Raw genomic sequence first — 25,634 nt, 5'->3', positions numbered from 1 at the left:
ACGGAAAACCGTTTGTCCGAGAAAACCGGTTCCCACTTTTCCGGATCATGCTCCTGCGGCCAGCATCAGCTTTCGAAGATGGCCCCGGAACCGGCCACCCGCGCACGGTCTCGAGCGAGCGTGGCGATCGCCGTGTCCTGGACGCCAGTGCCGGTGAGATCGGCGATGGTGATGTCGCTGGCCGAGCGCCGTCCGTGTTTCGCGCCGGCGATGATCTGGCCGAGTTCGGTCACCTCTTCCTCGGCGGCCATCACGCCCGCCGCGATTGCATGATGCAGCTCACCCAGCCGCTTTGTCTGGCGGCCACTGTCAGCGGCATAGAGATCGGCCATGCGCAGGATTGCCGGCGCGATCTCGTTCTTGTGCTCGGCGTCCGATCCCATCGCGGTGATGTGCTGCCCTGCGGAAACGAAGCCGGCCTTGATCAGCGGCTCGGTCGAAGGCGTCGTGGTGACGATGATGTCGGCGCCGGCGACCGCGTTTGCCGCGTCGGGCTCGGCATGCACGAGAATGCCGAGCTTTTCGCGCAGGGCTCCGGCGGTTGCCTCGGCCTTTGCCGCATCGCGTGCCCAGATGCGCGCCTCGGCAATCGGCCGCACCAGCATGAGTGCTTCCAATTGCAGCCCGGCCTGGACGCCAGCGCCGAAGATCGCGGCAACGGACGAGTCCTGCCGCGACAGATGTTTGGCGGCGACGGCGCCGGCAGCAGCGGTTCGGATATCCGTGAGATAGCCGTTGTCGAGCAGCAGCGCTTCGACCAGGCCGGTCTTGGCTGACAGCAGCACCATCATGCCGTTGACGCTGGGCAGGCCGAGCTTCGGATTGTCGAAGAAGCCGGGGCTGATCTTGATGGCGAAACCGTCAATGCCGGGCACATAGGCGGTCTTCACGTCGACCTCGCCGCGATGCTCGGGAATGTCTAGCCGCAGGATCGGCGGCATCGCCACCGGCAGAGTGGCAAGCGCACGGAAGGCGTTTTCGACGCAGGCGACGGCATCGAGATCGAGTGTCACGATCGCCCGCAACTCTTTCTCGGTAAGGATGGTCATCCGGCTCATGCGGCGCGCTCCTTGAGCGATGGCGCTACGCCGCAAACGATTGTGCGGTGCGCGTCCATATCGATGTTGCGACCGGACAGCAGAACAACCACCGGCCCGTCCGACCTGACCTTGCCGGCCAGCAGTGCGGCGATGCCGACAGCGCCCGCGCCCTCGACGATTTCGCGCTCCTGCGCATAGGCGTGACGGATTCCGGCGGCGATCTCGTCTTCGCTGAGCAGGATGACATCATCGAGCAGGTCGCGGCACATGGCGAAGGTCAGCCGATTGTCGAGGCCGATGCCGCCGCCGAGCGAATCCGCCAGCGTCGGCAATTCTTCCACCAATACCGGTTGGCCCGCATCGAGGCTGGCCTTCATCGCCGCGCCACGCGCCATCGAGACACCGATGACTTTTGTCCGGGGGCTGACGCCTTTGATGGCCGTAGCAACCCCTGAGGCGAGCCCACCGCCGGAGAGTTGGACCAGAACGAGGGCGGCATCCGGGACCTGCCCGATTATCTCAAGCCCGACCGTGCCTTGCCCGGCGATAATGTCGGGATGGTCGAAGGGCGGCAGCATCACCAGCCCCTCTTGCGCCACCAGCCGATCGACCTCCTGCTGGGCATCGTCCTGGCTGTCGCCGATAATGCGGACCTCCGCGCCAAGCCGGCGGATCTCGTCGAGCTTGTTGCCGGGCACCAGGCGCGACATGCAGATTACGGCGCGCATGCCCTCAAGCTTCGCCGCATGCGCCAGCGCGCGGCCATGATTGCCGGTCGAGGCCGCGACCACGCCCCGCGCCTTCTGTTCGGCGTTCAACGAGGCGACGGCGTTCGAGGCGCCACGCAGCTTGAAGCTGCCGGTGGTCTGCCGGTGTTCGAGCTTGAGGTGAACGGGGACGCCCAGTTGTTCGGATAGGCTCGGGGACAGCACGGTCGGCGTGCGCTCGACTTTGCCAGCGATACGGTCACGGGCGATACGGATGTCCGCTAGGGCGACGGCGCGCGTCATGGGGCGACCCCCTCTGGCCTGCCGGCCATCTCCCCCTCGAGGGGGGAGATTGGCAGCTTCGACGCTGCCGTTCTTCCTGTCACGTCGGTGATTGGCGAAAGCCGGGCAGCAGCTAATCTCCCCCCTCGAGGGGGAGATGGCCGGCAGGCCAGAGGGGGTCGCTCGTGAATGTGGGACATCGTCTTACTGAACCAACGGCAACGTCATCAGCCGCCCGAACTCAGGATGCGGCGCCTCATCCCCGCACAATCTCAGGCAGTTCCAGGCGGTCGCCTGGTTGCTGGTCACCACGGGACGTCCGATCGCCTTTTCCATGCCGGTGAGCGCGAGGGCGCTACGCAGCGCCGTGCAGGACACGAACAGCGCATCGGCGCTGGCGTCGGTCGCTTCCCGCGCAAGATCGACAAGGGTTGCCGGTGCGATGCGCGCCATCTCGCGGTCGTCCTCGAAACCGAGGCAGGTGAAGCTGACGATCTCGAAGCCGCGCGCCGCGAAATAGGCGGCCATCGGCCTGGATGTCTCGACCGTGTAGGGAGTGAGGATGCTGAGCTTGTTTGCGCCCAGCGCACGCAGCCCGCGCACGCCCGCCATCGGCGGTGTGACCACCGGCACGCCGGGCTTTGCGACCTGGATCGCCGCCTCGATCTCGGCATCGCCGATTACCACCGAGGCCGAAGTGCAGGAATAGCAGATGGCATCGAGCTTCTCGTCCGGCAGGATCAGGGCGGCGCCCGCCGTCAGCGCCGGCTGCATCTTGCGCAGGTTTTCAGGCGTCGTCGGGTTGGCATAGGGAATGCGCGCGACATAGACGCCGACCCGCTCGCTCGCCACCATGCGGCGGAAATCCGGTTCGCTGGTGTGGTCAGTGGCCAGGATGATCAGGCCGATGCGCATGTCGAGCGGGCGTGCATCCAGCGCCGGCCGTTTCGGGTAGATCTTGATCTCGGGCAAGGGTTTCATCGGTTACCTCTCGATCTTGCCGTAGCGGCGTTCCAGCCAGCGCAGCAGCACGACCGAAAACAGACTGATGACCAGGAAGAAAGCACCGACCAAGGTGATCGGCTCGATATAGCGATAGTAGGTGTTGGCGACGCTTTTGGCCTGGTTCATCAGTTCCAGCACGGTGATTGCCGACAGCAGCGGCGTTTCCTTGAACATGGCGATGAAATAATTGGCGAGCGCCGGAATCATCGGCGGGATGGCCTGCGGAATGATGATGTGGGTCCAGGTCTGACTGGCGCTCAAATTGCATGCCTTGGCGGCCTCCCATTGGCCGCGCGGCACATTGTCGATGCCGGCACGATAAACCTCGGCCGTGTAGGTGCCGTAATGCAGCCCGAGCCCGATGACACCGGCGACCAGCGGCGGCAACAGGATGCCGATGTCGGGCAGCACGTAGAAAATGAAATAGAGCTGCACCAGCAGCGGCGTGCCACGGATGAATTCAGCCGCCCAGCCGACCGTGCGCGACAGCGCTTTGTTGGGCGAGCGGCGCGCCAGCGCAATGCCCAGCCCGACGACCGCCGCCAGCACCGAGCCGAGCAGCGTCGCCAGGATGGTGATCTTCACCCCCTGGATCAGCGTCGGCATGATTTCCCAGACGAAATTCCAATCCCATTCCATCAGCAGGCCCAATTTATCAGAAGGAAATTGGCCATCAGGCACGCACCCCATCGAGGCCGCGCGCCATGCGTCGTTCCAGCGAGCGCACGCCCCACGAGATGAGCAGGGCGAGGATGAAATAGATGATCAGGATGGTGGTGAATGGCACCAGGGTGTTGCCGGTCTGGGCGCGCACCACCTGCGCCTGGAAGGTCAGGTCGGTGAGCGAGATCAGCGACACCACGGCGGTCGCCTTGAGCAATTCGATGGCGTTGTTGCCGAAAGTCGGCAGCATCACCAGCAGCGCCTGCGGCAGGATGATGTGGCGCATGCCTTGCCACCGCCCGAGATTGAGCGCGGTGCAGGCCTCATACTGTTCGCGGCCGATCGACTGGATGGCGCCGCGCACGACTTCGGCGGCGTAGGCGCCGACATTGAGGCCGAGCGCCAGCACGCCGGCCTGCAACGGGGTCAACGAAATGCCGATGAAGGGCAGCACGAAATAGGCCCAGAACAACTGCACGAAGATCGAGGTGCCGCGGAAGAATTCGATATAGGCGGTGGCCAACCAACGCAGCGCAAAGAAGCGCGATACGCGCCCCATGCCGGCGAGGAAGGCCATGATCAACGCCAGCACCGACCCCATCAGCGTCAGCTCGATGGTGACAAGCGCTCCCTGCAATATCAGGCCGAAATAGCCGGACCACTGGGTCATTTACGTTCCAACGTTGGGTTTAGCTCCTTCTCCCCGTACGGGGAGAAGATGCCGGCAGGCAGATGAGGGGCGGCACTAGAGTCTCAGAACTTGGCGCCGCCCCTCATCCATCACTTCGTGACACCTTCTCCCCGTTGAACGGGGAGAAGGAAAAATCACTTCGCCGCGCAGAGCTTGTCGCGGCTGGTCGACATCGCCGCCGCCGCCGAGAAGCCGTAGGGTTCGATAATCTTGGCGAACTCGCCTGATTTCTTCATCTTGGCCAGTTCTACGTCGAAGGCGTCGCGCAGTGCCTCATCGCCCTTCTTGAAGGCGGCGCCGTCGCAATAGACCGGTGCGCCCTGCACCGGAGCGATGACTTCGAGGTTCGGATCGTTGGCCTTCTTGACCAGATCATTGATCGACAGGACGGGCAGCGAATAAGCGTCGATGCGACCATCTTGGAGCATCTTCACGCCGCTCTGGCCATCCGGCACGACGATGACGCGATCGCGTGGCACGCCGGCATTGAGCGCGAGCTTCTCCTCGGTGCCGCCGCCTGGCGCGCCGATGGTCGCAGTCGTATCCTTGGCGACATCCTCATAGCTCTTGAAGCCCTTCGGATTGCCCTTCTTCACCAACATCGCCTCGGCATCGCAAAGCACCGGCTCGGAATAGACGACGGCGGCGCAGCGTTCCGGCTTCATGAACAGGCCGGCGGTGACGACATCGAAGCGACCTGCCTGCAGGCCGGGGATCATGGCGCCATATTCAGAGATCGAAGCGGCGACGTCGGCGACGCCGAGCCGCTTGAATATCTCGCGGGCCACATCGGGCGCGGCACCCGAAACCTTGCCATCGGCGGCGACCGCCGTGTAGGGCGGCTCGTTGGCGATGGCGAGGCGAGCGAAACCTTGCGCCTTAAGCTGTTCGAGCTTGCTGTCGTCGGCCGAACCGGGGATAGAGGCGGCCAGCACCGCCGTCAGTGCAAGACCGGCAACGCCGGCCAGAATGCCAAGTTTGTTCATTGTTCCCAACTCCTTGTTTCTTGTCTTGCTTTTGTTACGGGCGGCCTCGCCGCCTTTGATGGCGGCGTTGCCGCCTCGGCATTACGGTCAGACGCGATGTCCGGCCGCGATGATCTTCTTCAGGAAGCCTTGCGTGCGCTCCTGCTTGGGATTGCGGAAAATCTCGTCCGGCTTGCCTTCCTCGACGATTCTGCCACGATCGAAGAACAGCACCCGGTCGGCGAAATCATGGGCGAAACCCATCTCGTGGGTGACCAGCAGCATGGTCATGTCGGTCTCGGCGGCGAGTTTGCGCATGACGTTCATCACCTCCTCGACGAGCTCCGGATCGAGCGCCGACGTCACCTCGTCGAACAGCATGATCTTCGGCGACAGCGCGAGTGCCCGGGCGATCGCGACGCGTTGCTTCTGCCCGCCGGATAGCTGCGCCGGCATGGACTTGGCCTTGTCGGCCATGCCGACCATTTCGAGCAGTTCCATCGCCCGCTTTTCGGCGGCGGCGCGTGGCGTGCCCTTGGTCAGCATCGGCGCCAGCGTGACATTGTCCATGACGCATTTGTGCGGAAACAGGTTGAACAGCTGGAACACCATGCCGATCTTCCGCCGCATCCTTGTCAGATGCCGCTCATCGGCGGGCAGCAGCTGGCCATTGCGTTCCATGTGGTAGAGCTGCTCGCCGTCGATCTGGATATGACCGCCATCGATGCGCTCAAGTGTCATCAGGATGCGCAGGATCGTCGTCTTGCCCGAGCCCGACGGGCCGATCAGCGCCAGCTTCTCGCCGGGCATGACCTGCATCGACAGGCCGTCCAGCACCTTGAAGCTGCCGAAGCTCTTCGAGATGCCGTCGATCTTGATGATGGGCGCTGATGCGGACAAATAAATTCCCCGTGCTGGAGAAGCCTGTGCCCCTTAACGATGCGGAACGCGCCAAATCATGTCAATCGGAAAAATAATATCATGACAATATTTCCCATTCCGCACAATTCTTGAGCAACCAGTGCCGAAGAGTGCGCCGGGATTCGGGTCAGGCCGAGCCGAGAATGGGAGCCTCCGAGAACCGGAACGGAGCGTACTTTTCGTACGTGAGTACCGGAAGCGCAGGAGGCTGCCTTTCGCAGGCCGGCATCACCCGGATAGCGGCGCACTCGCTAGATAGCGAGCAGCAGGTGCTCGGGATCGCCGAGCAAAAGCTTGGTGACAACGCCGAGGCCGGCGCGCAGTTCCCCCTCGGTGGTCGAACCCAGCGAGATACGAACCGCCGGATGCCACGGCGCAGCCGAAATACGGAAGGACGTGCCGGGTGCAATCGCCACGCCCTGCAGGCGAGCCTGGGCGACAAAGCTTTCCTCAGCCCGGTCGGCCGGCAGTTGCAGCCAGACATGCAACCCGTCGCGCCGGGCGCGATAGTCCACCCCCGCCAGCACTTGCGCTGCAATATCCTGCCGGCGCCGCAAAGCCGCGCGCTGCCAGTGGACAAGCTCCATCGCCGTGCCGTCGGTCACCCATTTGGTGGCGATCTCGGCCACCAGCGGCGTCGCCATCCAGTTCGAGACCAGATGCCGGTTGGCGACGGCGGCGACGTAGCGGTCGGGCGCGGCCAGATAGCCGATGCGCAGACCGGGCACGGTGATCTTGGTGAAGGAGGTGACGTAGAGCGTGCGCTCCGGCGCGAACGCGGCAACCGGCGGCGGCCGGTCTTCGACCAGCGGACCGAGCACATCGTTCTCGATGATGGCGATGTCGTGCTTGCGCGCGACCGCGGCGATCTCTTCTCGCCGCCGCGCATCCATCAGGGTCGCCGTCGGGTTGATCACCGAGGGCTGCACGAAGACCGCGCGGATGTCGGAAAGCCGGCAGGCCTCGTCCAGCGCTTCCGGGATCAGGCCGTTGTCGTCGATCGGCAGGCCTTCCAGATTGAAGCCGAGATAGCGTGCCAACGGCACCAGCGTATGGTGGCCGATCGCCTCGGTGGCAACCGTCGAACCCGGCGGCGCGACGCTCATCAGCGCCACGGTCATGCCGGCGGTGGCGCCGTTGGTCAGGCTGACGTTCTGCGGCGATGCATCGAGGCCACAAAGCCTCAGCCATTCGACCGCCACCGCGCGGTGGCGCGGAAACACCATGTTGGGCCGGAACGAAAGTGCTGAACTCGACGGCAGGTTCTCAGCCAGCCAGCCCAGTGCTTGTTTCAGCCGCTCCAGATGCATCGGCTCACAAACCGGTTTCAGGATCGACAGGTCGATGACTTCGCCGAGCCGCTCGGGCAGATATGGCGGCTCCGGCTCGCGGCGCTGCGTCTGGACGAAGCTGCCGCGGCCGATCTCGCCCGAAATCAGGCCGCGACGGATCAGTTCCTCATAGGCGCGGCTGACCGTCTGCACCGAAAGTTTCAGATCGTCGGCCAGCCTGCGATGGGTCGGCAGCCGCGCACCATTGGCCAGGCGCCCGTCATGGATGGCACGCGCGAACTGGTCGGCCAGCGATTGATATGCCGGCCGCCTGATGAGTGCGGGATCGGGTTGCCACAATGTCATGACTTATTAGAGATCGAAATCAGTGCAATTGACAATCGAAATAATGCGCCGTCATGGTACTCGGACGAAAAGTGAGCTCTGATGACATCAGCGAAACTCGACCCGATCGACCTGAAAATCCTCGACGCCATCCAGCGCGACGGACGCATTACCAAGCTGGCGCTGGCCGAGCAGGTCGGCCTGTCGCCGACGCCGTGCTGGATGCGGCTGCGCAAGCTGGAAAAGGCCGGCATCGTCTCGGGCTATCACGCCAGGATCGCCATGCGCGTCGTGGCACCCGTCGCCACCGTGCTGATGGAGGTGACCCTGGCCAACCACCGCCAGGCCGATTTCGACCGCTTCGAGCGCGTCATCCGAGACATCCCAGAGATCGTCGCCTGCTGGTCGGTGGGCGGCGGCGTCGACTATGTGCTGAAGGTGATGGCGCGCGACATCGACGCCTATCAGCGGCTGGTCGACGGCTTGCTCGACCGCGAAATCGGCATCGATCGCTACTTCACCTACATCGTCATCAAGACAGTGAAGGACGAGATCGCGCTGCCCATAGCCGACCTGCTGCCGGCGCAAGCATGAGGTCAATCTCCCCTACCGTACACCCAGGAGACTGATCGAAACCCCCGTCACGTCGTCATCCTGGGGCGAAGCAAGGAGCGCAGCGACGCGGCGCAGACCCCAGGATCCATGCCGCGACTTCAAAGCGCTGCTGCGGTGCAGAATTCTGCTCCGCTGCATTCCTCGACCAAGATCACGGCATGGATCCTCGGGTCTGCGCCGCGTCGCTTCGCTCCTGCTCCGCCCGTGGATGACGAAGGCGGGGAGGCTTCGGCCAATCTCCAGGTTTAGTGCCGCCCACCGGTCAGCAGAGAGATCATCTGCGCCCGCGGGCCAATAGAGACAATCTCTCTCTATGGGGCTGTCCAAACAGCCTTTCTGTCTGCATCGGGACGGATAATCTTCCCGCATCAGTCCGAACCGGGAGGTCTCGACCATGTCCGCGCATTTCGCCCGCTCGCATCGCCATGAAGCGCTCGATCGCCTCGCCGACCGCCGGCTGCTGCGTGAACTCGCCTATGTCGATGGCCACTGGACGGCGAGCGAGGCTGCCGAAAGCTTCGAAGTCACCGACCCGGCCACCGGCACCACAGTCGCTTTCGTCGCCGCGCTCGACGGCCGGCAGACGACGAAGGCGATCGATGCCGCCGCGCGCGCCTTCCCGGCGTGGCGGGCGCTGTTGCCGCAGGAGCGCTCGAAAATCCTGCGGAAATGGTTCGAGTTGATCATCGCTGCAAAGCAAGACCTCGCTCTGCTGATGACGCTGGAACAGGGCAAGCCGCTGCAGGAGTCGCTGGGCGAAATCGACTATGCCGCTTCCTTCGTCGAATGGTATGCCGAAGAAGCAAAACGCTTGAATGCCGAGAGCGTCACAAGCCATCTGCCGGGCGCCGAGATGATGGTGCGACGCGAGCCGCTCGGTGTCGTCGGCGTCGTCACGCCGTGGAATTTTCCGTCGGCGATGCTGACCCGCAAGGCTGCGGCAGCCCTTGCCGCCGGCTGCACGATCGTTGCGCATCCGTCCTCGGAAACACCGCTGTCGGCGCTGGCGCTGGCCGAACTCGGCGAACGCGCCGGCTTGCCCGCCGGCGTCTTCAACATCATCACCGGCAAGGCTTCGACCATCGTCGGCCGGATGTGCGAAGATCCGCGCGTCCGTGCCATGAGCTTTACCGGCTCGACCGAGATCGGCCGGCTGATCGCCGCGCAAAGTGCTGCGACGATGAAGCGGCTGGTGATGGAGCTTGGCGGCCACGCCCCGCTGATCGTCTTTGCCGATGCCGATCTGGACAAAGCGGTTGATATCGCCATCGACGCCAAATTCGCCACGTCGGGCCAGGACTGCCTCGCTGCCAACCGTATCTATGTCCAGCGTCCGATCTACGATCGGTTCTGCGCCGCCTTCGCCAAGCGTATCGAGACGTTGCGGACCGGCAATGGCCTTGCTGATAGCACCGACATCGGCCCGCTGATGCACGAGCGCGCCGTCAAGAAGGTCGAGGAACAGGTCGCCGATGCCATCGCTCACGGCGCGCGCTGCCTCACCGGCGGCAAGCGGCACCAGGCTGGCCCACTGTTCTATCAGCCGACGCTGCTGGCCGATGTCACCGATGAAGCACTGATCATGCGCGAGGAGACGTTTGGTCCGGTTGCCGCCGTGACGCCGTTCGACAGCGAGGATGAAGTGATTGCCCGCGCCAACGCTACCGAATATGGCCTCGTTGCCTATGTCGTGACCGAGAATGGCGGCCGGCAGCAGCGCATGGGCCGCGCGCTCGACTACGGCATGGTCGCCATCAACCGCGTCAAGATCACCGGCGCGCCGATTCCGTTCGGCGGCGTCAAGCAATCGGGCATCGGGCGCGAAGGCTCGCGCCACGGACTCGAGGCTTTCACCGATCTCAAATATCTCTGCCTGGATGTAGCTTAAGCTGCGCCGGAATCGCCGTTTTGTCAGGAGTCAAAAGAATGCTCGACCAGTCCAACGAACTCGCCGCCTGGGATCGCGACCACTTCTTCCATCCCTCGACCCATATGGGCACGCATGCGCGGGGCGAAAGCCCGACGCGCATCATGGCCGGCGGTGAAGGCGTCACCGTCTGGGACAACAATGGCAAGAAGAGCCTCGATGCCTTCGCCGGCCTCTATTGTGTCAATGTCGGCTACGGCCGTCAGAAGATCGCCGATGCCATCGCCGCCCAGGCGAAGAACCTCGCCTACTACCACGCCTATGTCGGCCACGGCACCGAGGCCTCGATCACGCTGGCCAAGATGATCATCGATCGCGCGCCGCAGGGCATGTCGCGCGTCTATTTCGGCCTCTCCGGTTCCGATGCCAACGAAACCAACATCAAGCTGATCTGGTACTACAACAACGTGCTCGGCCGGCCGGAGAAGAAGAAGATCATTTCGCGCTGGCGCGGCTATCACGGCTCGGGCGTGATGACTGGATCGCTGACCGGGCTCGACCTGTTCCACAACGCCTTCGACCTGCCGCGCGCACCGATCCTGCACACCGAGGCGCCCTACTATTTCCGCCGCGCCGACCGCTCGATGAGCGAGGAGCAATTTTCTCAGCATTGCGCCGACAAGCTCGAGGAGATGATCCTGGCTGAGGGTCCGGAAACCGTCGCGGCCTTCATCGGCGAGCCGATCCTCGGCACCGGCGGCATCGTGCCGCCGCCGGCCGGCTATTGGGAAAAGATCCAGGCGGTGCTGAAGAAGTACGACGTGCTTCTGGTCGCCGACGAGGTGGTGACGGGCTTCGGCCGGCTGGGCACCATGTTCGGCTCCGACCATTACGGCATCAAGCCGGACCTGATCACCATCGCCAAGGGCCTGACCTCGGCCTATGCGCCGCTGTCGGGCGTCATCGTCGCCGACAAGATGTGGCAGGTGCTGGTTGAGGGCTCCGACAAGCTCGGTTCGCTCGGTCATGGCTGGACCTATTCGGCGCATCCGATCTGCGTCGCCGCCGGTGTGGCCAATCTCGAACTGATCGACGAGATGGATTTGCTGACAAATGCCCGCGAGACCGGCGCCTATTTCCGCGCCGAACTGGCCAAGGCGGTCGGCGGCCACACGAATGTCGGGGACGTCCGCGGCGACGGCATGCTGGCGGCGGTGGAATTCGTTGCCGACAAGGACGACCGGGTGTTCTTCGACGCCTCGCTCAAGATCGGCCCGCAGGTGGCGACGGCACTTGCCGCAAGCGGCGTCATCGGCCGCGCCATGCCGCAGGGCGATATTCTCGGCTTCGCGCCGCCGCTCTGCCTGACCCGCGAGGAAGCCGACATCGTCGTGTCGAAGACCGCCGATGCCGTGAAGAGCGTGTTTGCCAATCTCTGAGATCGACCGATGAATGCCATGATCAGAACCCTCCCCGCCACCATGGCCGCCGTGCTGCTCACCGGGCACGGCGGACCGGAAAAACTCGTCTACCGCAGCGATGTGAAAGTGCCCGGGCCCGCTCCCGGTGAAGTGCTGGTCAAGGTCAGCGCTTGCGGGATGAACAACACCGATGTCTGGGTGCGCCAGGGCGCCTATGGCACGGAGGAGGACGCTGCCGCCGTGTCGACATGGCGCCGCCAGGGCAACACGCTTGTTTTCCCGCGCATCCAGGGCACGGACACCGTCGGTATCGTCGCCGCCGTCGGCGAAGGCGTATCGCCGGACCGTATCGGCGAACGGGTGATGGTCGATTTCTCGATCTACAACCGCGACGACGATTCACTCGCCGACATCGATTATATGGGCCATGGCCGCGATGGCGGTTACGCCGAATACCAGGCCGTGCCGGCCGAGAACGCTCATGTCATCGACACCGACATGAGCGATATCGAACTCGCCACCTTCTGCTGCGCTTACCTCACCGGTGAACAGATGCTGGAGCGCGCCGCGCTCAAGGCCGGCGAGCGTGTGCTGGTCACAGGCGCCTCGGGTGGTGTCGGTTCGGGCATCGTGCAACTGGCACGGGCGCGCGGCGCCATTCCCTATGCGGTCGTCGGCAAGGGCAAGGAACAGGCGGTGCGCGACATCGGGGCCGAGGTTGTCATCACCCGTGGTGTTGCCGACCTGCCGCGAGCCGTGAACGAGGCGACCGGAGGCCAGCCGATCGACGTGGTGGCCGACCTCGTCGGCGGCGCCATCTTCAACGACCTGTTGCGTATTCTCAGGCCCGAGGGCCGTTACACTACCGCAGGCGCGATTGCCGGCCCGGTCGTGCAGTTCGATCTCAGGACCATGTACCTGAAGCAGTTGCAGCTGCATGGCTCAAGCCAGGGCACGCGCGCGGATTTCCGCCGCATCGTTGGCTACATCGAGGCGAGAAAGATCCGGCCGCTGGTCGGCGGCGTCTACAAGCTCTCCGATTTCCACCATGCGCAGGCGGATTTCATCGCCAAGGATTTCGTCGGCAAGCTGGTGGTGGTGCCGGATGCCATGTGGGGCTCGGCTGGCTGAACAACGCTCGTCTCAACCGTGCTGGGCCGCTCTCAGCAGCATGCCGAACAGGTCGCGCGGCTCGTCGGGGTCGGCCAGCATGTCGAGTTCCTGGTAGAGGCCAGTCGAGCGCAGCTGATCCCTGACATAGCGCAGCGCCGAAAAATCCTCGATGGCGAAGCCGACCGAATCGAACAGCGTGATCTGACCGGGATCGCGCCGGCCTTGTACGGCGCCCGACATCACCTGCCACAGCTCGATCACCTCATGATCCGGCGCAAGCTGCTGGATCTCGCCCTCGATGCGCGTCTGCGGCGGATATTCGACGAAGATATCGGAGCGCAGCAGGATATCGCGGTGCAGTTCGGTCTTGCCCGGACAGTCGCCGCCGACCGCGTTGATGTGCACGCCGGAGCCGACCATATTGTCGGTGAGGATGGTGGCGTACTGCTTGTCGGCGGTGACGGTGGTGATGATGTCGGCTCCCTCGACCGCCTCCTGCGCGGTGCCGCAGGCGACCATGTCGAAGCCGAGACCGGCGAGATTGCGGATGCATTTTTCGGTGGCAGTGCGGTCGATGTCGTAAAGCCTCAGCCTGTCGACGCCGAGCAGCGCCTTGAAGGCCACCGCCTGGAATTCGGCCTGGGCGCCGTTGCCGATCAGCGCCATGCAGCTGGAGCCGGCCGGCGCCAGGTATTTGGCGGCCAGAGCCGACATCGCCGCCGTGCGCAGTGCGGTCAGGATCGTCATTTCGGATAGCAAGACAGGATAGCCATTGTGGACATCGGCGAGCATGCCGAAAGCGGTCACCGTCTGGCGGCCTTCGCGCATGTTCTTGGGATGGCCGTTGACGTATTTGAAGCCGTAGACCTCGCCGTCGCTGGTCGGCATCAGCTCGATGACGCCCTCGGCGCTGTGCGAGGCGACGCGCGGCGTCTTGTCGAACAGCTCCCAGCGGCGGAAATCATCCTCGATGTAGCCGGCCAGTTCGACGAGGAAGCGCTCGACGCCGATCTTCAGCACCAGCTTCATCATATGATCGACGCTGACGAAGGGCACGATGTTGAGATTGGGGATCATTTTTTCTTATCCTTGCCGCATGCGGGCGGTCAGTCCTGGCGATGCGCGTTGTGCGCCTTCATCATCGCCGCCAGCGCCGGATCGTTTTGTTCCAGCGCCCCGATAGCTCCGCCCGTGTCGTAGAGGCGCTCATCCTGTCCCATCTTGAACTTGGCTTCGAGCCGTTCGATCGGCAGGTCAAACCCAAGGATATGCGGTATGCGCCGCTCCATGCCGCCTGGTCCCAGTTCGCGCATGCACCAGCGGTCGTCGCGCTCCTTCTCCAGCACGTCGACAAGCTGCAGGAGATGCCGGGCGGTGGCATGATCGTCGAGCGGCACCGGATGCCCATGACAATGCACGACAGCAAAATTCCAGGTCGGCGCGCTGTCGCGCACCGGATTGCGCGGATACCAGGACGGCGAGATGTAGCCATGCGGACCGTGAAAGATGGCGACCGTCTCCCTGCCCTCGGCGATCAGCGCGCTGTGCGGATTGGCCCTGGCGAGATGCGAGACCAGCGTTCCGTTTTCACCCCGCGCGCGATCGAGCACGAAGGGAAGATGCGAGACGACAAGACCCTGCGGTCCCGATGTCACCACCGCGGCGAAGGCCGCGGCCTCGATCAGGCCGAACACCTCGTCGCGCGACAGTGGCGCGAACTCGAGCTTGGTATACATCAGGTCAGCTTCGCTGGGCGCGAACCGCCGGGATCAGGCCTTGCGGGCGAACCAGCAGCACGGCGATGACGCCCGACAGCACGATGGCGTCGCGATAGGGCGCGATCGCTCCCGGCAGTGTCGCCTGCAACAGCACCTCGATGATGCCGAGCAGGAAGCCGCCGGCGACCGCACCGGGCAGGCTGCCGAGCCCGCCGACGACGGCGGCGATGAAGGCCTTCAACACCGGCGTAAAGCCCATCAGCGGATCGACCGAGGCACGCTGCGCCACCCACAGCATGGCCGCCAGCCCGGCCAGCAGGCCGGAGAGCAGGAAGGCGGTGGCGATGATGCGGCTGGCCGGAATGCCCATCAGGCGCACGACGTCGAAATCTTCCGCCGCGGCGCGCATCGCCGTGCCGGTCACCGAGCGGCGCAGGAAGACTTCCAGCGCAATCAGCGCCAGTGCGGAGACGACGATGGAGATGCTGGGACCGACGCCGATGGTGAAGTCGCCGAAGGAGAAGGCGCCGGTCATCCAGCTAGGCATGGCGACAGCTTGCGGCCGTGCCGAGATGCCGTTCTGGAAGACGACCTTCAGCAAGCTGGAAACCGCGAAGCTGGTCAACAGCAGGCTGGTGACGCTGGCGCCGCGCATGGGCCTGAAGGCGATACGCTCCATGGCGACGGCGGCGAGCGCGCCGCAGGAGACGGCGACAAGCACCGCCACCGGGAACGGGAAGCCGAGCACCAGCGAGGCCAGAAGCGCATAGCCCGACAGCGTCATCAGCTCGCCATGGGCGAAGTTGATGAGGCCGACGATGGAAAAGACGATCGCCAGCCCGAGCGCCAGCAGGGCATAGACGCCGCCGAGGCTCACCGCATTGATGATCTGCTGCGCGATCATGCTTCTTAAGCTCCCAGATAGGCTTGGCGGACGAGGTCCGATGAAGCGAGTTCTTTTGCCGTGCCCGACAGCACCACCTCGCCATTGGCGAGCACAACGGCGCGGTCGGCGATTTCGAGCGCCAGCGCCACATTCTGTTCGACCAGCAGGATGGTCAGGCCCTTGCGGCGCAGTTCGGCGATCAGGTCGAAGACGGTGTCGATCAGTTGCGGGGCAAGGCCGAGCGAGGGCTCGTCGAGCAGGATCATGCGCGGCTTGCCCATCAGCGCGCGGGCGATGGCCAGCATCTGCTGTTCGCCGCCCGACAGATTGCCGCCCTTGACGCGGTGGTAGCGGCGCAGGATCGGGAACAACTCCAGCATCTCCTCCTCGCGCAGCCTTGCCTCGGCCGCCGGCTGATGCACTGCGCCGCCGAGACGCAGATTGTCGGCCACCGTCAGGCTGGCGAAGATACGGCGGCCTTCTGGAACCAGCGCGACGCCCTTGCGGGCAATCGCCTCCGGCGCCAGGCCGGTGATGTCGACACCGTCGAAGACCACCTTGCCGGATGCCGCCGGCACCAACCCGGCGACGGCGCCGAGCGTCGAGCTCTTGCCGGCGCCGTTGGCGCCGACCAGCGCGATGATCTCGCCGCTGCCGACGGTGAGGTCAACGCGGCGCACCGCCTCGACCTCGCCGTACCGGATTTTCAGGGCTTCGACGCTCAGCATGACATCACGGCGCCGGAACGTCGGCAGCGTCGGGGATCAGGGTCTGGACATGCTTGCCCTCGCCGCCCTCGTAGCGCATCAGCGCCACCGGCCGCAGCGGCATGCGATCGGTGCCGGCATAGGTGATCTTGCCGGTGATGCCTTCGAAATCCTTAAGGCCGGCGATGGCGTCGCGGATCGCTTTCGGGTCGTCGGAGCCGGCCGTCTTGACCGCCTGGTCGAGGATCAGGCCGATCTCATAGCCATTGACTTCATAGGTCGATTCCGGTGCGTGGCCTGCATATTTGGTGAAGGCGGTATTGAAGGCCTCGAGCTTGCTGCCCGGCTCGGCATAGCCGGCCGCGGTGTAGACGACGCCGTCGACCAATTTGCCGAGCGCCTTGATGGTCGGCGTGCCGATGGCATCGGCGCCATAGACCGGGATGGTGACGCCGGCGCCACGCAATTGCTGGATGAAGGCCGGGAAATCCGGCTCATAGGCCGCCGTCATGATCAGGTCGGGCTTGTCGGCTAGGCCCTTGATATTGGTGATCTCGGCGGAAAAATCGGGCTGGCCCATGCTGAAGGTGCCGCGGCCGACAATGGCGCCGCCCTTCTTCTCGAACACCTTGCCGAAATATTCCGGCAGATTGGCGGTGTAGGTGGAGTCCGGCGAAGTCAGCAGGAACACCTTCTTCTTGCCTTCCGAGACGGCGAAGTCGGCGACCGCCGTCGCCTGCACATTGTCGGCCGGATAGGTGCCGAACATGACGTCGCCGACCGCGCCGGTGAGCACCGGGGCGGAGCCGCACAGCGTCAGGGTCGGAATGCCAAGCGGCTGGGTCAGCTGGCCGGCGGAAATCGAGGGATCGGCATCGCACGGCGTGATCATGATCTTGGCGCCGGCGTCGATCAGTTCCTGGGCGACAGTGGCAGTCTGCGCGGTATCGGAGCGCGTGTCCTTGATCAAAAGCTTGACGGTGTATTTGCCAGCGAGGCCACCCTTGGCGTTGAGCTCGTCGAGCGACATGCGCAGGCCGGCAAGTGCCGGCTGGTCGTAAGGGGCAAGGCCGCCGGTCTGCGCGGTCGCGGCACCGATGATGATCTCTTCGGCGCTGGCCGTCGAAATGGCGGCGATGCTGAACACGGCAGCGCACAAAGCGGCGCGATGGAGGCGATAGAGGCTTGGCATGTCGGTTCTCCTTCTGGATTTCTTATGGTTGGCTGTCGTTGCGGGTCATGCGGTCTGGTTTTCAGGCGTTTCGGTCTTGGCGCGCGCCGTGCGGCTGCCGAGATAGGCTGCGATCACGGCAGGGTTCTTCTGAACGTCGCCCGGCGTGCCGTCGGCGATGACGCGGCCATGATCGATGACGACGATGCGCTCGCACAGGTTCATCACCAGCCGCATGTCGTGTTCGATCAGCACAATGCCGATGCGGCGCTCGGTGCGGACCGTCGAGAGGATCGAAACCAGTTCGGCGGTCTCGACGGCGTTCATGCCGGCGGCCGGCTCGTCGAGCAGCAGGAAGCGCGGCTTCAACGCCAGGGCGCGTGCCACTTCGAGCCGACGGCGCTGGCCATAGGCAAGCCTGGCGGCCGGTTGATCGGCGAATCTCTCCAGCCCCATGCGCGCAAGTTCACCCATTGCCGCCGCCTCGGCATGGCCAAGATCCGGCTCCACCTGGCGGGCGGCGACGACGACATTTTCGAGCACGGTCATGTGCGGGAAGACGCGGATGTTCTGGAACGTGCGGGCAACGCCGGAGCGGGCGAAGCGGAAGGCCGAAGCCTGCCGGACCACGCCACCCACCGACACGGTGCCGGCACTTGGCTTGATATCACCGGCCAGCATGTTGAGCAGCGTCGTCTTGCCGGCGCCATTGGGGCCGATGATGCCGGTGATGCTGTCGGTCTCGAAATCCAGGCTGACGTCGTCGACGGCGACGACGCCGGCATAGCGGCGCGACAGATGGACGGCGGCGAGCCGGTCACTCTCGACATGCCGCGGTGGCGCCGTTGAAGCCATCACGGCCTGGCGACCGGGCCGACGCAGCAGGTTCAGTTCACGCTCGCCGAACAGACCGGTCGGTCGCCGCCAGATAACCAGGATCATGGCGATGGCAAGCACGCCCTGGGTCAGGCCAAACAGGACGGGCAGATGCAGGCCGAGCACCTCGCCGCCGCCTTCGAAGCGGCGCACCACTTCGACCAAAACGATGGTGACGATGACGCCGGCGAAAGCGCCGAGCGACGAGGTCATGCCGCCGACGATCAGCATGGCGAGCATGGTGAAGCCGAGGTCGAAATAGAAATCGCGTGGCGAGAACGCACCCAGAAACTGCGCCATCATGGCGCCGGCGGCCATGGCGGCGACGACACCCGCCACCCAGGCGGCCAGACGCGCCGTGCGCTGGTCGACGCCGACGGCGGCGGCACCGCGCTCGTCATTGGCGGCGGCGCGGGCGGCAAGGCCGAAGGAGGTTTCGCGAAACAGCCTCGCCGCCACCAGCGCCATCGAAGCGACAGCGGCAGCCGTCCACAGCCCGACCTCGCGCGGCACGCCATAGAATGGCTGACTGCCGCGCGTGATCTCGCGCCCGGCCACCAGCAGCGTGTAGACGATGATCAGCATGGCAAGCGTTGCGATCGAAGCGCTCGATCCGGAAAGCCTGAGCAGCGGCGTGCCGGTCAACAGGCCGACGATGACCGCGAGCGCAAGGACGACGGCCAGCGCCGCGAAGAAGGAGAGTTGATACCCGGCGAGGAATTGCGGCAGGTCGCGCAGCGCCGTTCGTTGCAAGGCGGTCGGCATGGTGAGGATGCCGGTGGCGTAGGCGCCAAGGCCGACAAAGGCGGCCTGACCGAACGAGACGATGCCGCTGTTGCCAGAGAATATCTGCAGGCCAAGCACCGCCGTCAGCATGATCGCGGCATAGGTGACCACACGTTGCATGGCGGCGCTGCCAAAGATGAAGGCGGCAAGCGCCACCAGCAGCAGCACCGCGACCATGCACAGGGCATCGGCAGTGGCGTTGCGAAACGCGGCCGGCATGAAGCCACTGGGCTTGCTCTCGCTCATCGTCACCGACGCCATTACGCGGCCCTGAAGCGATCGGGTGAAAACGGCGCCAGGATCGGTTGCGCGCCTTCGGTGACCAGCCTGGCCACCGCCTCGCCGACTGCCGGCCCGGTCTTGAAGCCGTGGCCGGAGGATCCCGCCGAAACGACCAGCCCTTCGACGTCAGGCATGGCGCCGATGACCGGCAGATCGTCGGGGCTCATGTCGTAGAGTCCGGCATAGCCGGGCCGGATGCCAAGCTCGGCCATGGCAGGGACTCTGCCAGCGAAGGTCTCCAGAATCTCGACCGATTCCTGCTCCTCGACACCTTCCATGTAATCATCAGGATTTTGGACCAAACGCGGGCGGCCCGCATGTTCGTGGCGCAGGCCGGTGCCGCCACCAGCCCAGGTGCCGGCCAGGATGACGCCGTCATTGTCAGGCCGTGCATAGTTGCAGGAAATGTCGTCGCACCAGGCGAAAGGCATGACCTGCCTTGCCTTGCCGGCTGCGTCGAGGACGGCCATCGGATGGCGCTCGACATGCAGCGGCAGATCGAGGCCGACCGTCGCCAGCAGGCGGCGCGTCCACGGCCCGGCGGCCAGGACGACGGTACCGGCTTCCAGCACCGTTCCATCGGTCAAGGTGACGCCGGTGATGCGGTCGCCCTGCCGTTGAAGGCTCTCGACCAGCGTGTTCTGCATGATCCTGGCACCGTTGGCGCGGGCGGCACGGGCGATGGCGTTGGTGGCGCCGAAGGCATCGGCGTAGCCATATTCCGGCTCCCACAGCGCCATTGCGACATTGTCCAGGGCAAAGCCGGGTGCCGCGTCGGCAAAGGCCTGCGGCGACAATGTCTCGATGCGCGCGCCCTCGCCGCGGATGCGTTCGGCCGCCGCCGTCCAACTCACCTTGTTGTCGTTGCCGCAGACCCACATCATGCCGATTTCGGTGACGAAAGAGCCTTCGCCCGCGATTTCCGGCAGCGACACCAGGATCTCGCGGCCACGTATGGAAAGCTGCGACAATTCCGGCATCAGGTAGAAGGCGTGCAGCAGCGCCGACGATTTGCCCGACGGGCCGCCGGCGGGATGGGTCTGCTCGACCAATGTGACCTTCACACCGGCCTTGGCCAGATGATAGGCGGCGCTCGATCCGACAATGCCGGCACCGACGACGATGACGTCGCTTCCGTTTCGCATGGCTGTTCCCCACAGTCTCTTGGCTGCTTTCCGACAAGGTAGGGCCAGCGATCACGCAATGTCAACATCTCTTCATTGTTGACCAAGATTTAAATCTCTGTAATAAACTCGACAAAACAAGAGAACACGGATTTCGGGGAGGCCCATGGCGATACGCGATGTTCTGATGCGCGGGGATCTTGCGCTGACGCCGTCGGAAGAGAAGATCGTCCGACTGCTGTTGACGGACTATCCGACCTCCGGCCTCGGCACCGCCTCATCGCTCGCCCGGCGCGCTGGCGTCAGCGATCCGACCGTGGTGAGACTGGTCGTCAAGCTCGGCTATGAAGGGTTTCCGGATTTCCAGGCGAAGCTTCTGGCCGAAGTCGAGGCAAGACTGCACTCGCCGCTGCTGATGATGGAGGCCAAGCGGCAGAGCGGCTCCAACGACAGCGCCGTGCTGGCCTATCTCGACAGCGTCACCACGGCCTTGCAGAAAGCCACCGCCGCGACACCCATCCAGACATACGAGCGGGCGGCCCGCCTGCTGATGGAGGTCAAGGGCGAGATTGTGATGGTCGGCGGCCGGTTCAGCCGTCACATCGCCGGCATGCTGGCCGGCTATCTCGTGCAGTTTCGCTCCGGGGTTCGCGATCTCGGCGTGCTTTCTCCACAGACTTTCGACACGCTCGCCGACCTCGACCGGCGCGACGTGCTCGTCGTGTTCGACTACCGCCGCTACCAGCTCGACGTCATGGCCTATGCGAGCCAAGCGGCGGCGCTCGATGTGCGCATCGTCCTGTTCACCGACCAATGGCTGTCGCCGATATCAGACCTCGCCGAAGTCACCATCGTCAGCCCGCTCGAAGTCGCCTCGCCCTATGACACGCTGGCGCCGGCAATCGCCCAGATGGAGGCGCTGGTCGCCCATATCGTTTCGACGCTGGGCGACGACGCGCGCGCCCGCATTGAGCGGCTCGAAAGGGTGCGACATGCCAATGCCGTGACACTCGACAGCGACCCGCAAGAGAACGGCGCGCGCAAGATACCCGGACCCCGCAAGACGCCGGGACCCAAATCAGCAAAGCAGGACGACAAAGCATGACCCAGGCCCTACCCAAACGAGACGAAGCCTTCCGTGCCGGCGAAACGGCCCTGCTGCTCGTCGACATGCAGCGCATCTGGCTGGAGCCGGGCGCAGATCCGTCGCATCCGGAGCGTGGGCCCGATCACTATTTCTACCGGCAGACATCGTCACAGACGATCCCCAACCAGGAGCGCCTGCTGGCCGCTGCGCGGGCCAATGGCGTCGAGGTGCTGCACACCATCATCCAGAGCCTGACCGAAGACGGCCGTGACCGCTCGCTCGACCACAAGCTGACGCCGATCCATGTCGCGCCCAGCCTCCCGGAGGGTCTGCCGGTGCCGGCGCTGGCGCCGGTCGGCGACGAGATCATGCTGCCGAAGACGTCGTCCGGCATCTTCAACTCGACCAATGTCGACTATCTCCTCAAGAACCTCGGCATCCGCTATCTCGTCGTGGTCGGCGTGCTGACCGATCAATGCGTCGACATGACGGTGCGCGACGGCGCCGACCGCGGCTATCTTGTCACCTGCGTATCGGATGCCTGCGCCACCATTACGCAGGAACGCCACGACATCGCGCTCAAGGCCTTCGGCGGCTACTGCTGGGTGGCCGATACCGACACGGTCGTCGGCCGCTTCAACGCTTTGGGAAAACCGGCATGACATCGACTGTCGAGCCTCTGGTTGCCGTCGTCACCACGGATCTCTCCGCCGTCACGCGGGGCCGCTTCGTTGCCGAAGGCAAGTTGCAGAAGACCGCCACGACCGGCGTCGGTTGGCTGCAGGCCAATCTGTCGCTGACGCCGTTCAACTCGATCGTCGATCCCAACCCCTGGGGCTCGTCGGGCGACCTGCGGCTTATCCCCGATCTCAAGGCGCGCTTTCGCACGACACGTACCGGATCGGCGACGCCGTTCGACATGGTCGCCGGCGACATCGTCGAGCTCGATGGCAGCCCATGGCTCGGCTGCACCCGCACGATGCTCAAAGAGGCGCTGGCCGATTTGAAAGCCGCAACCGGCCTGTCGGTCATCGCCGCCTTCGAGCATGAATTCAATGTCGCCGACGGCGGCTTCGCGCCGGCGCATTCGATGTCTTTCGCCGCATTGCGCCGCACGGACCCCTTCGCGCCCAACCTGATGGCGGCGCTCGAGGAAGCCGGAGTCGCTCCCGAGGTGGTCATCGCCGAATTCGGCGACGAGCAGTTCGAGGTGACGCACGAGCCGGCGGACGCGCTGACGGCGGCGGACCGCGCCGTCGCCATCCGCGAAATCACGCGCGAATTGGCGCGCAATGCCGGCTGGCGTGCGAGCTTCGCGCCCAAAACCGCGCCAACTGCCGTCGGCAACGGCGTCCACATCCATTTCAGCTTTGTCGACGAGGCCGGCAAGCCGGTGACATACGATCCAACGCAGCCCGGAGGTCTTTCCGCCAAAGCCGGCGCCTTCTGTGCCGGCGTGCTGCGCCATCTGCCTGGAATGACCGCGATGACGGCGTCGAGCGTGTCGTCCTTCTACCGGCTGAAGCCGCACAGCTGGAGTTCGTCCTATACCTGGCTCGCCGACCGCGACCGCGAGGCGTCGCTGCGCATCTGCCCGACTGTGACGATCGGCGGACGCGATCCGGCGCGGCAATACAACATCGAATACCGGGCCGCTGACGCCACCGGCAATCCCTATCTGTCGCTGGCGGCGATCATCCGCGCCGGGCTGGAAGGGCTGAAGGCGGGCCTGCCGTCGCCGCCTTTGGTCACCGGCGACCCGACACTGATGAGCGAGGCTGAGCGGGCGAGTCTCGGTCTGGTGCGCCTGCCCGAAACCCTGCCCGTGGCACTGGACGCGTTGCTGGCCGACGGCATCGTGACGGGATGGTTCGCGCCTGTCTTCATCGAAACCTTCGTCGGCCTCAAGCGACATGAGTCCGAGCGTCTTGCCGGTCTCGATCCGGCCTCCATCTGCGATCTCTACCGGACGCTCTATTGATGACCGCGCAGGCCAGAAAAGATTGGCCCGAGGCCGTCGAGGTCCTCAACGAGCACGGCCGCTCCGATATCGTGCTGTTGTGTGAGCATGCGTCCAACCACATGCCGGCCGAGTATCGGCAGCTCGGCCTCGATGCCAGCCATCTGCAGCGCCACATCGCCTGGGATATCGGCGCCGCCGAAGTGACCCGCCTGCTGTCGTCGAAGCTCGATGCACCGGCCTTCCTCAGCGGTTACTCGCGGCTGCTGATCGACCTCAACCGGCCACTGGGCACGCCAGGCAGCATTCCGGTGCTGTCGGAAGACACCGACATTCCCGGCAATGTCGGCATCGATTCGGCGGAGCGGATCCGGCGCGCCGAGATCATCTTTTCGCCGTTTCATGACCGGGTGACTGCGTATCTTGACCGCCGGGCGCAAGCAGGCCGGCAGACCCGGATCGTGACGATCCATTCCTTCACGCCGGTCTTCCTCGGTGTCAGCAGACCCTGGCATGCCGGCGTGCTGCACGACCAAGCAAGAGATCTCGCAGAAACGATCCTTTCGGGCCTGCGCACCGACGCCGGGCTCAATGTCGCGGCCAACGTGCCCTATGTGATCAGCCGCGACGCCGATTACGCCGTGCCCATTCATGGCGATGATCGCGGCATCCCCGCCGTCCTCGTCGAGATCCGGCAGGACCTTTTGTCGACACGGTCCGGCATCGAGGAATGGGCGGACCGGCTGGCGGCGGCACTGCCGGCGCTCGAAACGGAATCCGTGTCGTGAGCAATCTCAGCCTGCGCGAACGTGATGCCGCGACCATCGCCCAGATCGGCAAGCTGCGTTTCTCCCCGCTCAGCGTCATCGGCGGCCGGGGCAACCGGCTGATCGAGGAAGGCGGCCGCTCCTTGCTCGACCTGTCGGGATCGGCCGGTCCGGCGGTGCTCGGCTACGGCCATCCGGCAATAGTCGAAGCGGTCGAGACGTCGATCCGCGACATGGCGGGCGCCAGCCTGCTGCTCTACCCGAACGAGCCCGCCGTATCGCTGGCGGAGCGGCTGCTGGCGATTACGCCCGGAGAAGGCGAACGACGCGTCTGGTTCGGCCATTCCGGGTCGGATGCCAATGACTGCGCGGTGCGCGTGCTGCAGGCAGCCACCGGCCGCTCGCGCTTCATCTCGTTCATCGGTTCCTATCACGGCAATCTCTCCGGCTCGATGGGCATCAGCGGCCATACCGCCATGACCCACACGCTGCCCCGGCCGGGCGTGCTTCTGCTGCCCTATCCCGATCCGTACCGCCCGAATTTCAGCAGCGAGGACGTGCTTGCCCTGCTCGACTACCAGTTCGAGACCACCTGCCCGCCGCATCAGGTCGCGGCGGTGTTCATTGAGCCGTTGATGTCGGATGGCGGGCTGATCGTGCCGCCGCCCGGCTTTCTCAAGGCATTGCAGGAGCGTTGCCGCAGGCACGGCATCAAGATTGTCGTCGACGAGGTCAAGGTCGGGCTCGCTCGCAGCGGCATGATGCACTGCTTCCAGCATGAAGGACTGACGCCGGACCTCGTCGTCTTCGGCAAAGGCATCGGCGGTGGCTTGCCGTTGTCGGCCGTGATCGGCCCTAAGGGGATCATGGACCATGCGCCGGCCTTCGCGCTGCAGACAACCGCAGGCAATCCGGTGGCGACATCGGCCGGCAACGCGGTGCTGAAGACGATCGAGACGGACGGCCTGGTCGAGCGCTCGGCGCGGATCGGCATGCTGTTTTCCGACGCATTGCGGGCGCTTGGCGACAGACACGAGATCATCGGCGACGTGCGCGGGCGCGGGCTTGCCATCGGCGTCGACCTGGTCAAGGACCGCACGACACGTGAGCCGGTTGCGGCGGCGACCACGGCCAAGATCATCTATCGCGGCTATGAGTTGGGTGCAGCCTTCACCTATGTCGGGTTGAGGGCCAATGTGCTGGAGTTCATGCCACCGCTGACGCTGACGGAAGACGAGATGACCGAGGGCGTCGCGATCGTCGACCAGGCAATCGCTGACGTGAATGCCGGCAAGGTCTCGGATGCGGACGTCGCCTCCTTCATGATGTGGTGAACAAAAAAGGCGCCGCGCCGGGCTGCGACA

At 64.8% G+C, this 25,634-nt stretch carries 24 protein-coding genes; 9 read left to right on the top strand and 15 right to left on the bottom strand.

Annotated features, from left to right (window positions below; genetic code table 11):
• Positions 1–65: 65 nt before the first annotated feature.
• The 8 genes from eutC to NP503_RS28240 form a co-directional block, all read right to left on the bottom strand.
• Complete coding sequence (eutC, locus tag NP503_RS28275) at positions 66–1,058, bottom strand: ectoine utilization protein EutC (RefSeq protein ID WP_127273333.1); 993 nt, start codon at positions 1,056–1,058, stop codon at positions 66–68.
• The gene (eutB, locus tag NP503_RS28270) at positions 1,055–2,050 is read right to left on the bottom strand and encodes a hydroxyectoine utilization dehydratase EutB (protein WP_127270570.1); all 996 of its coding nucleotides are present in this window, start codon (positions 2,048–2,050) and stop codon (positions 1,055–1,057) included. Before eutB ends, eutC begins: the two co-directional genes overlap by 4 nt.
• A gap of 183 nt (positions 2,051–2,233) precedes the next feature.
• The gene (gene eutA, locus NP503_RS28265; protein ID WP_127270572.1) at positions 2,234–3,010 is read right to left on the bottom strand and encodes an ectoine utilization protein EutA; all 777 of its coding nucleotides are present in this window, start codon (positions 3,008–3,010) and stop codon (positions 2,234–2,236) included.
• 3 nt (positions 3,011–3,013) lie between these two features.
• Positions 3,014–3,673, bottom strand: a complete 660-nt coding sequence (gene ehuD, locus NP503_RS28260) for an ectoine/hydroxyectoine ABC transporter permease subunit EhuD (RefSeq protein WP_127270574.1) — start codon at positions 3,671–3,673, stop codon at positions 3,014–3,016.
• Positions 3,674–3,707: 34 nt separating this feature from the next.
• Entirely contained in the window at positions 3,708–4,367 is a 660-nt protein-coding gene (ehuC, locus tag NP503_RS28255; RefSeq protein WP_013530328.1) for an ectoine/hydroxyectoine ABC transporter permease subunit EhuC, read from the bottom strand.
• Between the two features lie 155 nt (positions 4,368–4,522).
• Entirely contained in the window at positions 4,523–5,374 is an 852-nt protein-coding gene (gene ehuB, locus NP503_RS28250) for an ectoine/hydroxyectoine ABC transporter substrate-binding protein EhuB (RefSeq protein WP_127272429.1), read from the bottom strand.
• A gap of 87 nt (positions 5,375–5,461) precedes the next feature.
• Positions 5,462–6,253 (bottom strand): ectoine/hydroxyectoine ABC transporter ATP-binding protein EhuA, encoded by a 792-nt coding sequence (gene ehuA, locus NP503_RS28245; RefSeq protein WP_127271555.1) that lies wholly within the window; start codon positions 6,251–6,253, stop codon positions 5,462–5,464.
• Positions 6,254–6,525: 272 nt separating this feature from the next.
• Positions 6,526–7,911: a PLP-dependent aminotransferase family protein gene (locus NP503_RS28240; RefSeq protein ID WP_127272428.1), complete on the bottom strand. Its 1,386-nt coding sequence runs from the start codon at positions 7,909–7,911 to the stop codon at positions 6,526–6,528.
• Between the two features lie 81 nt (positions 7,912–7,992).
• Between NP503_RS28240 and NP503_RS28235 the strand changes: the two genes are divergently transcribed.
• The 4 genes from NP503_RS28235 (at position 7,993) to NP503_RS28220 (ending at position 12,924) form a co-directional block, all read left to right on the top strand.
• On the top strand, positions 7,993–8,484 hold the full coding sequence (locus tag NP503_RS28235) for an Lrp/AsnC family transcriptional regulator (RefSeq protein WP_127269511.1): 492 nt from the start codon (positions 7,993–7,995) through the stop codon (positions 8,482–8,484).
• 415 nt (positions 8,485–8,899) lie between these two features.
• On the top strand, positions 8,900–10,393 hold the full coding sequence (locus NP503_RS28230; protein ID WP_127269510.1) for an NAD-dependent succinate-semialdehyde dehydrogenase: 1,494 nt from the start codon (positions 8,900–8,902) through the stop codon (positions 10,391–10,393).
• A 38-nt stretch (positions 10,394–10,431) separates the two neighbouring features.
• A complete protein-coding gene (locus tag NP503_RS28225; RefSeq protein WP_127272619.1) occupies positions 10,432–11,811 on the top strand; it encodes an aspartate aminotransferase family protein in 1,380 nt (459 codons plus the stop codon).
• 9 nt (positions 11,812–11,820) lie between these two features.
• On the top strand, positions 11,821–12,924 hold the full coding sequence (locus NP503_RS28220) for an alcohol dehydrogenase family protein (protein ID WP_127269892.1): 1,104 nt from the start codon (positions 11,821–11,823) through the stop codon (positions 12,922–12,924).
• Positions 12,925–12,936: 12 nt separating this feature from the next.
• Here the strand turns inward: NP503_RS28220 and NP503_RS28215 are convergent, their stop codons facing one another.
• Genes NP503_RS28215 through NP503_RS28185 form a run of 7 tightly spaced genes read right to left on the bottom strand, consistent with a single transcriptional unit; the run spans position 12,937 to position 20,477 of the window.
• On the bottom strand, positions 12,937–13,983 hold the full coding sequence (locus NP503_RS28215; RefSeq protein ID WP_127269890.1) for an ornithine cyclodeaminase: 1,047 nt from the start codon (positions 13,981–13,983) through the stop codon (positions 12,937–12,939).
• Positions 13,984–14,012: 29 nt separating this feature from the next.
• Complete coding sequence (locus tag NP503_RS28210; RefSeq protein WP_127269888.1) at positions 14,013–14,642, bottom strand: FMN-binding negative transcriptional regulator; 630 nt, start codon at positions 14,640–14,642, stop codon at positions 14,013–14,015.
• 4 nt (positions 14,643–14,646) lie between these two features.
• Positions 14,647–15,528 carry a branched-chain amino acid ABC transporter permease gene (locus NP503_RS28205; RefSeq protein ID WP_127269886.1) on the bottom strand — a complete coding sequence of 294 codons (882 nt, stop codon included), beginning with the start codon at positions 15,526–15,528 and terminating at the stop codon, positions 14,647–14,649.
• 5 nt (positions 15,529–15,533) lie between these two features.
• The gene (locus tag NP503_RS28200; RefSeq protein ID WP_027035601.1) at positions 15,534–16,238 is read right to left on the bottom strand and encodes an ABC transporter ATP-binding protein; all 705 of its coding nucleotides are present in this window, start codon (positions 16,236–16,238) and stop codon (positions 15,534–15,536) included.
• A gap of 4 nt (positions 16,239–16,242) precedes the next feature.
• The gene (locus NP503_RS28195; protein ID WP_127271797.1) at positions 16,243–17,409 is read right to left on the bottom strand and encodes an ABC transporter substrate-binding protein; all 1,167 of its coding nucleotides are present in this window, start codon (positions 17,407–17,409) and stop codon (positions 16,243–16,245) included.
• Between the two features lie 45 nt (positions 17,410–17,454).
• On the bottom strand, positions 17,455–19,296 hold the full coding sequence (locus tag NP503_RS28190; protein ID WP_236383436.1) for an ATP-binding cassette domain-containing protein: 1,842 nt from the start codon (positions 19,294–19,296) through the stop codon (positions 17,455–17,457).
• Between the two features lie 14 nt (positions 19,297–19,310).
• Positions 19,311–20,477, bottom strand: coding sequence for an FAD-binding oxidoreductase (locus NP503_RS28185; protein WP_127270506.1), 1,167 nt, complete (start codon positions 20,475–20,477; stop codon positions 19,311–19,313).
• Positions 20,478–20,622: 145 nt separating this feature from the next.
• Here NP503_RS28185 and NP503_RS28180 point away from each other — a divergent pair, with 145 nt between their 5' ends.
• Genes NP503_RS28180 through NP503_RS28160 form a run of 5 tightly spaced genes read left to right on the top strand, consistent with a single transcriptional unit; the run spans position 20,623 to position 25,604 of the window.
• Entirely contained in the window at positions 20,623–21,561 is a 939-nt protein-coding gene (locus tag NP503_RS28180; protein WP_127271273.1) for a MurR/RpiR family transcriptional regulator, read from the top strand.
• Positions 21,558–22,205, top strand: a complete 648-nt coding sequence (locus NP503_RS28175; RefSeq protein ID WP_127267229.1) for a cysteine hydrolase family protein — start codon at positions 21,558–21,560, stop codon at positions 22,203–22,205. Before NP503_RS28180 ends, NP503_RS28175 begins: the two co-directional genes overlap by 4 nt.
• Complete coding sequence (locus tag NP503_RS28170; protein ID WP_127271271.1) at positions 22,202–23,524, top strand: glutamine synthetase; 1,323 nt, start codon at positions 22,202–22,204, stop codon at positions 23,522–23,524. The genes NP503_RS28175 and NP503_RS28170 overlap by 4 nt, the downstream gene beginning before the upstream one ends.
• Positions 23,524–24,291: an N-formylglutamate amidohydrolase gene (locus NP503_RS28165; RefSeq protein WP_127267231.1), complete on the top strand. Its 768-nt coding sequence runs from the start codon at positions 23,524–23,526 to the stop codon at positions 24,289–24,291. Before NP503_RS28170 ends, NP503_RS28165 begins: the two co-directional genes overlap by 1 nt.
• Complete coding sequence (locus tag NP503_RS28160) at positions 24,288–25,604, top strand: aspartate aminotransferase family protein (RefSeq protein WP_127267232.1); 1,317 nt, start codon at positions 24,288–24,290, stop codon at positions 25,602–25,604. Before NP503_RS28165 ends, NP503_RS28160 begins: the two co-directional genes overlap by 4 nt.
• Positions 25,605–25,634 lie beyond the last annotated feature (30 nt).

The sequence above is a fragment of the Mesorhizobium sp. SEMIA396 genome (assembly GCF_024518615.1).
Lineage (GTDB): Bacteria > Pseudomonadota > Alphaproteobacteria > Rhizobiales > Rhizobiaceae > Mesorhizobium.
Note: the sequence above shows the minus strand (reverse complement) of the source record. Positions and strands in the feature narration are given on the sequence as shown.